The following is a 12,365-nucleotide window of genomic DNA, read 5'->3' as shown; positions in this document are numbered from 1 at the left end:
AGCGGGAGGCCCTGACATGCGGACGCCGGACGGCTTGCTGGGCAGGAGCGGCGGCCGGCTGGGCCGGGCCGCGCTGATCGTCGCACTGGCGCTCCCGGCGGCCGCGCTGGCCGCCCCGGCCGCGACGGCGGAGACCTCGCCGGCGTCGGCGCCGCAGGTCGTCCCGCTGCCGGCCGCGATGGAGGCGGTGCCCGGGCAGACGTTCGCGGTCGGGCCCGCCACCCGGATCGTGGTGGACCCGGCGGCCGCCGAGGCGCTGCCGGTGGCCGACCAGCTCGCGGCGATCCTGCGGCCCTCGACCGGCTACCCCCTCGCGGTGTCGGCCGGCACGCCCCAGCCCGGCGACATCGCGCTCGGCCTGACCGGCGCCGCCGACCTCGGCGACGAGGGCTACCGCCTCGACGTTTCGAGTGCGGGGGTACACCTGGAAGCCGCACGGCCGGCCGGGCTGTTCTACGCCGTGCAGACCCTCCGCCAACTGCTCCCGCCCTGGATCGAGAGCCGCACCGTGCGGCCCGGCCCGTGGACGGTGCCCGGCGTGCGGATCACCGACACGCCCCGCTACGCGTACCGCGGCGTGATGCTCGACATCGCCCGGCACTTCCAGCCGCCGGACGTGGTCAAGCGCCTGGTCGACCAGGCCTCCGCCTACAAGATCAACGTGCTGCACCTGCACGTCAGCGACGACCAGGGCTTCCGGATCGCGATCAACGGCCGGCCCGAGCTGACCGGCATCGGCGGGCAGTTCTCCATCAACAGCGACCCGGGCGGCTTCTGGACCCAGGCCGAGTACGTCGACGTCGTCAACTACGCCGCCGCGCACTTCATGACCGTCGTGCCGGAGGTCGACTCCCCCGGCCACAACAACGCGATCGTCATGTCCTACGCCGGGCCCCAGGCGAACCCGGCGCTGCCCGACGTCAACTGCACGAACCGCACGCCCCCGCAGTGGAACCTCACCAACGCGGTCGGCTACAGCGCGCTGTGCCCGGAGAGCGCCAACACCTGGTCCATCATGACCGACATCATCGCCCAGCTCAGCGCCCTGACCCCCGGTCCGTATTACCACCTCGGCGGCGACGAGGTGCCCGCGTCGATCCTGTCCAGCGACCGGTACGTCGGCTTCATCGACCAGGAGGCGCAGATCGTCAAGGCGCAGGGCAAGATCGTGCTGGGCTGGGCGGAGATCTCCCAGGCCAACCTCGACCGCCCCGACGCGCCGGCCGCCGTCGCCCAGTTCTGGAACAACGGCAGCCCGACCGGCTCCGGCGGCGACACGGCCCGGCGGGCGGTGCAGAAGGGCCTCAAGGTCGTGATGTCGCCGGCCAACCACACGTACCTCGACATGCAGCAGTTCGTCGGCAGCCCGATCGGCATGAGCTGGGCCGGCCGGCTGGACGTGTCGCAGTTCTACAACTGGTCCGGCACCACCAGCGACCCCGCCACCTACATCCCGGCCCGCACCACCGGCGGCGTCACGCTGCCCGCGGTGACCGACGCGAACATCCTCGGCGTCGAGGCCGCCCTGTGGTCGGAGACCCTGCGCACCCTCGACGACATCGACTTCCAGGTGTTCCCGCGGCTGCCCGCCACCGCCGAGCTCGGCTGGTCGCCGAAGACCGGGCCGGACCGCAACCTCGCCTCCTTCGTCAGCCGCCTGTCCGGCCACGGCCTGCGCTGGCAGCTGCAGGGCCAGAACTTCTACGCCTCCCCGCAGGTACCGTGGAGCGTCGACGTGTCGGCCCCGGACATCGCCAGCCCCCAGCGCGCGGTCGGCGGCGAGATCGCCTCGATCGCCGCCCCCGGCGCATCGCCCGACCAGGTCACGGCGACGGTCGACTGGGGCGACGGCATCACGACACCGGCGACCCTGAGCGGTACCCCGGCCACCAACAAGAGCGTCAACGGCATCTACGCCGCCACCGCCGCGCACACCTACCTGCGCAACGGCACCTACCACGCGACGGTCACCGCCACCCGCCCGGGCGGCAGCGCGACCGCCCGCTTCACGGTGGTCGTCAACACCTGCACCACGACGGTGACCGGCACCTACCGCAGCCCGCTGACCGTCACCGGCGGCGTCACCTGCCTGGCCCCCGGCGCCACGGTCTCCGGCCCGGTGACCGTCCGCCCGGGCGGATCGCTGATCGCCACCGACGCGTCGATCCAGGGCCCGGTGAGCGCGACGGGCGCCGCCCTGATCGAACTGCTCGGCGGCTCGGTCAGCGGCCCGGTGAACCTCACCGGCACGACCTCGGAGGTGGCGGTCGAGGGCGTGCACATCGGCGGCCCGCTCGTGCTGAACGGCACGAACACCGCCACGGCCCCGGTGCTCGCCGGCAACGCCGTCAGCGGCCCGCTGACCTGCTCGGGCAACACGCCGGCGCCGGTCAACAACGGCCGGCCCAACACGGTCGGCGGCCCCACCGCCGGCCAGTGCCGCGGCCTGTGAGGCTCACCTGCCGCTCGGGCCGATCGCGGCGAGATAGTCCGACACCGCCGAGCCGTCACCGGCGTCGGAGATGAGCCCGACGTAGCCGTCGGGACGGATCAGCACGAGGGTCCGCTCGGCCGCGCCGTAGGCGCGGGCAAGGTGGCCCGCGGTGTCGGCGATGTCGTCGGGGCCGGCCGGTTGCCCGACGACATGCAGCGTCCGGAGGCCGGCCGGAGCGGCTTCGACCACGGGCGTGGCCCCGAAGCTCAGCACCGTGAAGCGCCCGCCGCGGGTCAGGTCGAACAGCCGGCGTTCGCCGTCCACCGTCGCCAGCCGGGTCGCATCGGGGGCGCGGTCGCCGGCCCGGAGCGGGGCGGTCTCGTCGCGGTCGTCGCGCGCCAAGGCGGAGCCGCGATAGTTCACGCCGAGCTGCAGCGTGCTCGCATCGCGGCGGGTGGAGATGCCCCGCTGCTCGATCGCCTGCTTGAGGCGCGCGTCGGAGAGCGTGAGCACATCGGCGGCGACCGGTCGCCGCTCGGCCTCGTAGGTGTCGAGCAGCGCCGGCGCGGCGCCCCGCGCGACCGCCGCGAGCTTCCAGCCGAGGTTGTGCGCGTCCTGGATGCCGGTGTTCATCCCCTGGCCGCCGGCGGGCGAGTGGATGTGCGCCGCGTCGCCGGCGAGGAACACGCGGCCCTCGCGGTAGCGATCGGCGAGCCGGATGTTGGCGCGCCACAGCGACGACCACTGCGGCTCGTGGAGGCGGATGTCGGCGCGGCCGGTGCGCCGCTCGAGGATCGCCTGCAGGTTGGCGAGGCTGAGCTCGGGGTCCTGCCCCGGCGCGATGGAGGCCGCGTATTGGAAGATGTCGGTCGAGGGCAGCGGGCAGAGGCTGAGCATGCCCTCCTGGTGCCGCCACATGCTCCAGGCGTCGCGATCGAGGCCGTCGACCCCGGCGTCGGCCACGATCATCCGCACCTCCTCGCGGGTCTCGCCCTCGAAGGCGATCCCGGCCTGCTTGCGGACGATGCTGTGGCCGCCGTCGCAGCCGACCAGCCAGCGGGCGGTGACCGTCTCGGCCGCGCCGCCCTTGACGAGCACCGCCGACACGCCCTCGTCCGACTGCTCGAAACTGACCAGCGCGGTGCCGAACTCGACCGCGCCGCCGAGCTCCGCCAGCCGCAGCCGCAGCGCCTCCTCGGTCCGCCATTCGGGCGTGATCAGGCTCGTCGTATACGGGATGTCGGGCCGATTCCTCAGCGACTCGGGCTCCGCGCCGCCCAGCGTCACCTGACCGTCGGGCGCGATGGCACGCAGCGGCGTCGCCAGCCAGCCGTTCGCCAGCACGCGGTCGACGATGCCGAGATCGTCGAACACCTCGAGCGTGCGCGGCTGGACGCCCTTGCCGCGCGAGCCGGGCTGCGGGCCGGCGGCGGCCTCGATCAGGCGGAAGGAGACGCCGCCGCGGGCGAGCTCGCAGGCCAGCGTCAGCCCGGTCGGGCCGGCGCCGGCGATCAGCACCGTCGGCGTCGTTGTGGTCGTCTCGGTCATCTCATCCCCACTCCAAGAAAGGAATCCCTCTCTAAACAGCGTAGGGCCGGTTGCCAAGAAAGGAAAGCCTTTCTACGGTGGGACGGTGGTCACCAACGCGTCCGAACCCGTCCGCCGCCGCCGGCACGGCGAGCAGCTCGAGTCCGCGCTGCTCGCCGCCGCGTGGGACGAGCTGGTCGAGGCCGGATACGCCCGCCTGACGATGGAGTCGATCGCCGCCCGCGCGCACACCAGCGAGGCCGTGCTCTACCGCCGCTGGGCCAACAAGGACCAGCTCGTGCTCGCCGCGTTCGAGCACCACCGCAACGCCAACCCGGTCGCGACCCCCGACACCGGCGCGCTGCGCACCGACCTGCTCGCCCAGCTGACGGTCGTGAGCGAAGCCCTCGCCGGCTTCTTCGCCATCGCCGCGGCCGCCGCCTTCTCCGGGCTACTGGCCGACACCGGCCTCACCCCGTCGCAGGCCCGCGACAAGATCATGAACGCCCGGCCGCTCCCGCGTGTCCGCACCATCTACCAACGCGCCCACGACCGCGGCGAGATCGACCTCGAGCGCCTCCCCGCGGCCGTGCTCGACTTGCCGTTCGACCTGGTGCGCCACGACATGCTCATGGACCTGCGGCCCCTGAAGCCCGCACGTATCCGGTCGATCGTCGACGAGCTCTTCCTGCCCCTCGTGCGGCACCATCAGCACGCCGGCGAGCGCTGAGCGCATGGCCGCGACGCCGGCGAGCGGCGGCCAGGTCCGGGGCCGGGGCGGGTGCAGGCCGGCCGGCGCCGAGGCCGTCGGTGCCGCGGCCGGCGGCCCGGTCAGGGGCGGACGCGGGCGAGCCTCCGGCGCCAGCGCAGGCCGGTCGGCGCTGGCGGTGCCGCGGCCGGTGGCCCGGGTCAGGGGCGGGGGCGGGGGCGGGCGAGGCGAGGCGCCAGGACCGAGCCGGCCACGAACAGCAGGCCGGCGACGGACAGCGCCGCGCCGACCCAGGCCGTGGCCAGGTAGCCGTAGCCGGCCGCGATCACGACGCCGCCCAGCCACGCGCCGGTCGCGTTGGCCAGGTTGAGCGCGGAGTGGTTCGACGACGCGGCGAGGGCGGGCGCGTCCGGTGAGGCCTCCATGAGCCGGATCGTGAGCCCCGCGCCGAGCACCTGGCAGACCAGCCCGACCGCGAAGACGAGCAGCACGGCGGCGACCGGCGAGGACGCGGTGAGCGCGTAGAGGGCCAGGACCGCGGTCATCGCGACCAGCGCGCCGATGAGCGTGCCGAGCGCCGAGCGGTCGGCCAGCCGCCCGCCGAGCAGGGCGCCGATCGTCATGCCCAGGCCGAACGCGGCGAGGACCCACGGCACCGCCCCGGTCGGTAGCCCGGCGACGTCGGTGAGGGTCGGCGCGACGTAGCTGTAGACGGCGAACATGCCGCCGAATCCGACGGTGCCGGTGAGCAATGCGACCCACACGTGCACCCGCCGGAACGCGCCCAGCTCCCGGGCGATGCTGGCCCCGTCGGCGGCGGCCACCGGCGGCACCCACTGCCGGACGGCGAGGATGGTCACCACGCCGATGCCGGCCACGAGCGCGTAGGAGGCGCGCCAGCCGAACAGCTGCCCGGCGAGGGTCACCAGCGGCACGCCGACGATGTTGGCCACGGACAGCCCGACCATGACCCGCGACACCGCCCGCCCCTTGCGGTCCGGCGGGACGAGCCCGGCCGCGACCACGGAGGCGATGCCGAAGTAGGCCCCGTGCGGCAGCCCGGTCAGGAACCGCGCCCCGACCAGCGTCCAGATCCCCGGCGCGGCGGCGGTCAGCGCGTTGCCGGCCACGAACGCGACCATGAGCACGAGCAGCAGCCCGCGCCGCGGCGCCCGGGCCGCCAGCGCGGCGATGAGCGGCGCGCCGACGACGACGCCGAGCGCGTACGCGGTGATGCCGTGCCCCATGGTGGGAATCGAGACGCGCAGGTCGTCGGCCATCTGCGGCAGCAGGCCCATGGTGGCGAACTCGGTGGTGCCGATGCCGAACCCGCCGATCGCCAGCGCGAACAGCGCCGCCCCGGCCGGCCGCCGTCCTCCGGCCGCACCCTCCCGGGCCGCGGCCTGAACCTCGGTGGTGCTCACGGTGGTGCCTCCGCTCGTCGTGGCGTCGCCGCCCCTGCTACGGGACCGACACTCCACGGCGGAATGGAGGCACGGCTGCCCCTATCCTGCCCCGCGCGCGTTGCCACCGCCTCAACGAGAGGTGACCGAGGTGACGCGAATTACCCGGCGCCCGCGGCTCACCGGCAACCGCGGAGGCGCCCCGGACCGCCGCGACTCGGTCCGGGGCGGTGCGGAGGTGTGGTCAGCCGTCGGCGCCGGCGTCCATCGGGCCCGGGCTGGACGGGAACTGCGGCTGCACCGTCGGGCTGGTCTCGACGACCGTCACGCACGCGTCGCAGCCGGCGACCAGCAAGGCCGCGGCCGCGAGGAGCACGAGCGCGACGATGCCGCCGCCGTTGTCCAGGGCCTGGGTCTCGGTGAGGCCGATGCCCTGCAGCGAACGGGACGCGGCGCGGATGCGCTCGACGTCGGGGTGGCCGCCGGTGACCAGTTCCAGGGCCTGGGTCAGCACCTCGGGGTGCTTCTGGATGGCCTCCGCGATCAGCTCGCAGTCCCGCCCGGCCCGCGCGAAGTCCACCGCCGGCGGGTGGACGGCGCCGAAGTCGAGCAGCACGCGGTCCAGGGCGAAGGCCGTCCCGACGGTCGTGCGGCTCGGGCCGCCGTCCTCCCGCCGCTGCGACGCGGTCGGGCTGAACTGCATCTTGAAGGCGTGCCGCAGGCCGTCGGCGGTGCCGTCGAAGACGCCCGGCGTGGACAGGAACACGCCGTCGGTGCTGACACGGGTTCGTGCTTGCTCTGCCATGGTGGTTCGTCCCCCTCTTCGTCACCGGCCCCACCGGCCGGCCGCTGGCAACAGTGTTCGGGGGCGGCGCGCGGCGTTGACGACTCTGGACGGAACTGGCCACCGCGGGCGGAAGCGGCTGGCCAGTTTCGTCAACCCCGGTCCCGGCAGCCCCAAAATGGTGGCAGTCCGGGTCGGAAACAGACGGGAGGCCATCATGGGCCACAGCAAGGACATCGCCGCGAGCCACAGCAAGGACCTGACCGACACTCAGCGTGCGGCGCTGGTCCGCGACCTCGTGTCGGCGTGGGGGCAGGTGGAGGTGCCGGCGCTGCGGGAGACGCCGCCGGCCGCGCTGGTCGGGCTGGCCACGCGCGCGGTGGTGGCGCTGGCGGACGCCGAGATCCTCTCGCCCGACCAGAGCGCCGAGCTGCAGGGCCGGATCCAGGCGCTGGCGGTGCTGGCGGCGCCGGCGGAGTTCGCCATGCTGGTGACCGACGCGCTGCCGGACACGCTGTTCGAGGCGCTGTCCTCGACGCTGCCCGACACGAGCCTGGCCACGTCGTGGAACGTGCTGCTGACCGCGATCGTCGCCACCGCCGCGGTGCTCGCGGCGACCGTCACCGACTCCACCGGCGCCGACGTCGCCGCGCACCACGTGCTGGTCGCCTGGCCGGGCTGGGTGGCGACGGCCTGACGGCGGGCCGGTGGTGTCGCCACGGCGTCAACGGGGCGCAAGACGCCGTGGGCTACCCCGCCGAGCTCCTCACCAGGGCACCTTGCCGTTGTCGTCGAAGAAGCCGCCCGTCGGGCACTCTCGCCCCAGCGTGGCCAGCCGCACCACGATCGCGGCGCCGTCGGCTGCGGTCCGGGTCAGCTGGAACGGCAGGCCCTTGGCGAAATCCGTGTCGCACGCGCCGGGCGCGACCGCGTTCACCAGGATCCCGTCGCGTGCCAGCGCCTTCGCGTACTGCACCGTGAGCATGTTCAGCGCGGCTTTCGACACCGGATAGCCCACCGAACCCGGCATCCGGCTCAGGTAGTGGGTGGCATCGGTCATCCAGGTCATCGACGAGGTGCCGCTGGAGACGTTCACGATCCGCGCCCCGGGCGAACGGCGCAGCAGCGGCAGCATCGCCTCGGTCACGGTGACGACACCGAACAGGTTCGTCTCGAACACCGCCCGCACCCCGTCGAGCCGCGCCGAGCCCGGCGACTGCGCCCCGAGCTCGCCGGAGATGCCGGCGTTGTTGACCAGAATGTCCAGGCGGCCGAACCGGCCGCTGATCTCCTCGGCCGCCGCCGTCACGCCGGGTTGGTCGGTCACATCGAGGCCGATCGGGTACGCCGTACCGCCCGCCGCGCGTAGCTCGGCCGCCGCCTCGGCGCCCTTCTCCAGGTCTCGGGCGCCGACCAGCACCGTCATCCCGAGTTCCGCGAACCGGCCCGCGACGGCCCGCCCGATCCCCTTGTTCGCCCCGGTCACCAGCGCGATCGTCGCATCATCACTCATGTGTCCAGACGACCACTGCCCGGCTCCACCGACCAGGACCGACCCGGTCTCGATCGATACCCTCATGGTATGGACGTCGAGACCCGGGAACTGCGCTACTTCGTCGCGGTCGCCGAGGAACTGCACTTCGGGCGGGCCGCCCACCGGCTCGGCATCGCCCAGCCACCGCTGTCCAGGGCGATCCGCCTGCTCGAACGCCGGATGGGCGTCACCCTGCTGGAACGCACCAGCCGCGAGGTCCGCCTCACGGCGGCCGGCGAGGTGCTCCTGGCCGAGGGGCGCGGCGCGCTGGGCGCGGTGGCCGCGGCGGTACGCCGGACCCGAAGGGCGGCCGCAGCCACCCCGCGCCTGGTCCTGGCGCTCAAACCCGGCGGCGACGCCGACCTGTTGCGGCCCATCCTGGACCGCTATGCCGCCACCCCTGGCGCCGTCCCGGTCGACCTCGCCTTCAGCGCCGGCGAACGCGCCGCGATGGTCCGCGACGGTCGCGCCGACCTCGCCCTGCTGCACCGGCCGCAGAACGACTTGACCGGCCTGGACAGCGACGACCTGCACGCCGAGGGCCAGGTCGTGGTGCTCCCGGACGGCCACCCCCTGGCCACCCGCACCACGGTGTCGATGGCCGACCTCCGTGGCGAACCCCAGCCCCGCTGGCCGGAGGCCCGCCCCGGCGTGACCGGCCACCCCGTCGCCGACACCGACCAACTGCTGCAGCTCATCCTGCTCGGCCGAATGGTCGCGGTGCTCCCGGAATCGGTCCGTGACCGTCTGCCACCGGGTACGGTCAGCCGCCCGGTCCCGGACGCCGAGCCAGCCACCCTCGTGATCGCCTGGCCCCGGGCATCCACATCCCGCCAGGTCGCCGCGTTCGTCCGCGCCGCGATCTCCGCCACCGGCGGCCCCCTCAACCCGGCCGCGCGTCCTGTTTCCCCACGCTGAGCCGTCATTGCCGGAATCTGGCAACGACGACCCGCACGTCAGATTCTCAAACCCGAGGATCTAGCGGTCGGCGGCCTGCCGGATGAGCCGGACCGCCTCGGGCACGCCGCCGTCCCAGGCCGGGCCGTGGCCGGGCAGGACCCAGGTCGCGTCCACCCCTTCGATGCGGGCGAGCGACCCCAGGGCCTGCCGCGGTTCCAGCGTGAACGGCGCGGGCTTGGGGCCCTTCACGCCGGTCAGCACGTTGCGGGTCGTCATGCTGTCGCCGAGGAAGAGGGCGTCGACCGCCGGGACGTGCACGGCCACGCTGCCGGGCGTGTGGCCGGGCATGTGGATGATCCGGGGCGAGCCGGGGACGTCAACTTCGGCCTGAGCGGGATGCTCAACGCCATCCAGCACGGAACCGAGGCCTAGGCCAAGCGACAGCCAGGAGCGCCTAGCCGAGCGCCAGGGCGGCGCGGACCGCGTCGGCCTCCGGCACCTCGAGGCGGGCGAACAGCTCCAGCGCCGCCCGCCAGTGCGTCCGGGCCTCGTCCGCGCGCCCGGCCGCCCAGGCGCAGTGCCCCTGCCCGTCCAGGGCGCGGGCCCGCTGGTAGAGGTCCCCGGTGAGGTCGGTCTTGGCGAGGGCGGCCCGGTAGCTCGCCGACCCGTCCTCGCCGGCCAGCCGCCGCAGCTGCCCGATGTCGATGAGGGTCGCCGCCTCGATGTCGGCGTCGCCGATGCGCCGGCCGAGCCGTAGCGCCTCGTCGAGCAGCGCCAGGCCCTCGCCGGGCGAGCCGAGGTGCGCCAGCGCCAGCCCGAGGCCGCGCCGGGAGTCGGCCAGCCCGCCGAGGTACCGCACCCGCTCGCAGGCATCGACGGCGGCGCGGAACCGGTCGGCGGCGTCGGACCAGCGCTGCCGGCGGGCGGCGAGGTCGCCGAGGTTGGCCAGGGCCACCCCGACGCCGGCCCGGTTGCCGGTGGCCCGGGCCAGGTCGAGGGCCTCGGTGAGCACCGCGGCCGCGCTGTCGTAGCGGCCGAGCCGGACCCGCAGCACCCCCACGTTGTTGGCGGCCCGGCCCATCGGCAGCCGCTGGTCGAGGTCGCGATAGATGTGGTACGCCCGCTCGTGCTCGGCCAGCGCGTCGGGGAGCCGGCCCAGCTGCATGAGTGCGATGCCGCGGCGGTTGGCGGCGGCGGCCTCGCCCGAGCGGTCGCCGAGCTCGCGGAAGATGCCGGCGGCCCGGCCGAGCTCGGCGCTGCCCTGCTCGTTGTGGCCCTGCCGGACGTGTACCGCCGCCATCGCCTGCAACGCGCCGGCGATGCCCGCCCGGTCGCCGAGCCCCTCGGCGATCGCGAGGGCCTCGCTCGCCGCGGCCAGCGAGTCGGCGAGGGCGCCGGCCCGGCGCAGGACGTCGGCGAGCCGGCAGAGGGCCACGGCGACGACCCCGGTCTCGTCGCTCCGGCGGGCCACCGCGATCGCGGCCCGCTGTACCGCGATCGCCTCGGCATAGTGGCCGGAGCCTTCCAGGTAGGGGTGCAGCAGCGCGGCCAGCTCCAGGCAGTGCGCCGGGCTGTCCGCGGCGGCGGAGCGGGTCACCGCGACCAGCGAGGCGGTGTGCCGGCGCAGCCAGGCGGCCTCGGCCGAGTCCGGGTCGACGCGGTGCTTCTCGGCGGCGAGCCGGCCGGCCGCGGCGTAGTGCTCGAAGAGCCGCAGGCGGGCCTGGCGGCGCTCGGCCTCGGGCCGCTGGGCGGCGAGCTCGACCACGTAGTCGCGGAGCAGGTCGTGCAGGCCGAAGCCGTCGGCCTGCCGCTCGATCAGGTGGGCGCGCAGCAGCTCGCCGACCGCGGCGGTGCCGGCCGCCGGGCCGGCCCCGAGCAGGGCGGCCGCGGCCTCGTCGTCGAGCTGCCGGGCGGGGCTCAGGCCGAGCCGCTCGAACAGCGACCGGGCGGCCGGGCTGAGCCGGCGCAGGGACCAGGAGAAGACGCTGCGCACGGCGGTGCGCTCGTCGCCGCCCGCGTCGAGCAGGTCGAGCCGGGCCGGGCGGCGGTCGAAGCGGGCCACCTGCTCGGCCAGGGACAGGTGCCGGTCCTGGGTGACCGCCTCGGCGGCGACGCGCAGGGCGAGGGGCAGGCGCGCGCAGCGGGCGGCGAGCGCGTGCACGGCGGCCGGGTCGGCCCGGGCCGGCTCGCCGAGCAGCCTGGTGAGCAGCTCGGCCGCGGTCGGCTCGTCGAGGCGGTCCAGCGGGATCCGGCGGGCGCCGGTGCGGGCGACGAGCCCCGGGATGCTGTCCCGGCTGGTGATCACCACGAAGGCCGACGGGGTGCCGGGCAGCAGCGGCCACACCTGGTCCGCGGAGTGGGCGTTGTCGAGCACGAGGAGCAGCCGCCGGCCGGCCAGCTGGGAGCGCAGGAGTGCCGATTTCTCACTCAGCTCACGGGGTACCGCCGAAGCGGCGACACCCAGCCGGCGCAGCACCGCGTCGGCGGCGGCCGACGGCGTGCGGGGGCGGCTCACGTCGTAGCCGCGCAGGTCGAGGTGCAGCTGCCCGTCGGGGTGCCGGTCGGCCACGGTGTGGCTCCAGGCCAGCGCGAGGGTGGTCTTGCCGACGCCGGCCGGCCCGGCGATGAGCGCCACGTTGGAGCCCTCGCCTGCGCGGGCCGCCCGCAGCGCCTCGTCCAGCACCGCGAACTCCGCGGCCCGGCCGACGAACGGCGCCGGCGGGGCGGGCAGGTCGCGCGGCGCGACGTAGGCGCTGTCGGCGGCGGGCGCGCTCGCCGGGGCCTCGTCGGTGTCGGCCTGGGTGGCCGCCAGCCAGCCTTCCCGGAACCGCTCCGGGTCGCCGCCGAGCGCCTCGACGATGAGCTCCAGCAGCCCCCAGCGGGGCGGCCGGGGGCCGCTGAACGCGGCGGCGATCGTCGTGTGGCTGCAGCCGACCTCGGCCGCCATCCGCCGCAGGCTCGGCCAGCCCGCCTGGTGGTGCAGCCGGTGCAGGTCGTCGAACAGGTCGGCCAGCGGCCCCGGGGGCAGCGCGGGCCGGGGCAATGCGGGCACACGATCCTCCACGGACGGTTAC

10 protein-coding genes are annotated in these 12,365 nt (G+C 75.0%); 4 read left to right on the top strand and 6 right to left on the bottom strand.

What is annotated here, in order from left to right:
• Positions 1 to 16: 16 nt before the first annotated feature.
• Positions 17 to 2,452, top strand: coding sequence for a family 20 glycosylhydrolase (locus tag ACQPXD_RS20810; RefSeq protein WP_432840917.1), 2,436 nt, complete (start codon positions 17 to 19; stop codon positions 2,450 to 2,452).
• Positions 2,453 to 2,455: 3 nt separating this feature from the next.
• Here the strand turns inward: ACQPXD_RS20810 and ACQPXD_RS20805 are convergent, their stop codons facing one another.
• The gene (locus tag ACQPXD_RS20805; protein ID WP_432840915.1) at positions 2,456 to 3,982 is read right to left on the bottom strand and encodes an FAD-dependent oxidoreductase; all 1,527 of its coding nucleotides are present in this window, start codon (positions 3,980 to 3,982) and stop codon (positions 2,456 to 2,458) included.
• A gap of 85 nt (positions 3,983 to 4,067) precedes the next feature.
• Here ACQPXD_RS20805 and ACQPXD_RS20800 point away from each other — a divergent pair, with 85 nt between their 5' ends.
• A complete protein-coding gene (locus ACQPXD_RS20800) occupies positions 4,068 to 4,691 on the top strand; it encodes a TetR/AcrR family transcriptional regulator (RefSeq protein WP_432840913.1) in 624 nt (207 codons plus the stop codon).
• A gap of 179 nt (positions 4,692 to 4,870) precedes the next feature.
• Here the strand turns inward: ACQPXD_RS20800 and ACQPXD_RS20795 are convergent, their stop codons facing one another.
• Positions 4,871 to 6,094: an MFS transporter gene (locus tag ACQPXD_RS20795; protein ID WP_432840911.1), complete on the bottom strand. Its 1,224-nt coding sequence runs from the start codon at positions 6,092 to 6,094 to the stop codon at positions 4,871 to 4,873.
• 223 nt (positions 6,095 to 6,317) lie between these two features.
• On the bottom strand, positions 6,318 to 6,878 hold the full coding sequence (locus ACQPXD_RS20790) for a hypothetical protein (RefSeq protein ID WP_432840909.1): 561 nt from the start codon (positions 6,876 to 6,878) through the stop codon (positions 6,318 to 6,320).
• 196 nt (positions 6,879 to 7,074) lie between these two features.
• Here ACQPXD_RS20790 and ACQPXD_RS20785 point away from each other — a divergent pair, with 196 nt between their 5' ends.
• Complete coding sequence (locus ACQPXD_RS20785; RefSeq protein WP_432840907.1) at positions 7,075 to 7,554, top strand: hypothetical protein; 480 nt, start codon at positions 7,075 to 7,077, stop codon at positions 7,552 to 7,554.
• Positions 7,555 to 7,623: 69 nt separating this feature from the next.
• Here the strand turns inward: ACQPXD_RS20785 and ACQPXD_RS20780 are convergent, their stop codons facing one another.
• On the bottom strand, positions 7,624 to 8,370 hold the full coding sequence (locus ACQPXD_RS20780; protein WP_432840905.1) for an SDR family NAD(P)-dependent oxidoreductase: 747 nt from the start codon (positions 8,368 to 8,370) through the stop codon (positions 7,624 to 7,626).
• A gap of 69 nt (positions 8,371 to 8,439) precedes the next feature.
• On the opposite strand from ACQPXD_RS20780, the gene ACQPXD_RS20775 reads away from it, so the two are divergent.
• Positions 8,440 to 9,309 carry a LysR family transcriptional regulator gene (locus ACQPXD_RS20775; protein WP_432840903.1) on the top strand — a complete coding sequence of 290 codons (870 nt, stop codon included), beginning with the start codon at positions 8,440 to 8,442 and terminating at the stop codon, positions 9,307 to 9,309.
• Positions 9,310 to 9,369: 60 nt separating this feature from the next.
• On the opposite strand, the gene ACQPXD_RS20770 is transcribed toward ACQPXD_RS20775, so the two are convergent.
• Positions 9,370 to 9,708: an MBL fold metallo-hydrolase gene (locus ACQPXD_RS20770; protein ID WP_432840901.1), complete on the bottom strand. Its 339-nt coding sequence runs from the start codon at positions 9,706 to 9,708 to the stop codon at positions 9,370 to 9,372.
• Between the two features lie 37 nt (positions 9,709 to 9,745).
• Positions 9,746 to 12,343: an ATP-binding protein gene (locus ACQPXD_RS20765; RefSeq protein ID WP_432840899.1), complete on the bottom strand. Its 2,598-nt coding sequence runs from the start codon at positions 12,341 to 12,343 to the stop codon at positions 9,746 to 9,748.
• Positions 12,344 to 12,365: the final 22 nt, after the last annotated feature.

Origin of the sequence: Dactylosporangium sp. CA-092794 (genome assembly GCF_050948465.1) — a bacterium.
Taxonomy (GTDB): domain Bacteria; phylum Actinomycetota; class Actinomycetes; order Mycobacteriales; family Micromonosporaceae; genus Dactylosporangium.
Note: the sequence above shows the minus strand (reverse complement) of the source record. Positions and strands in the feature narration are given on the sequence as shown.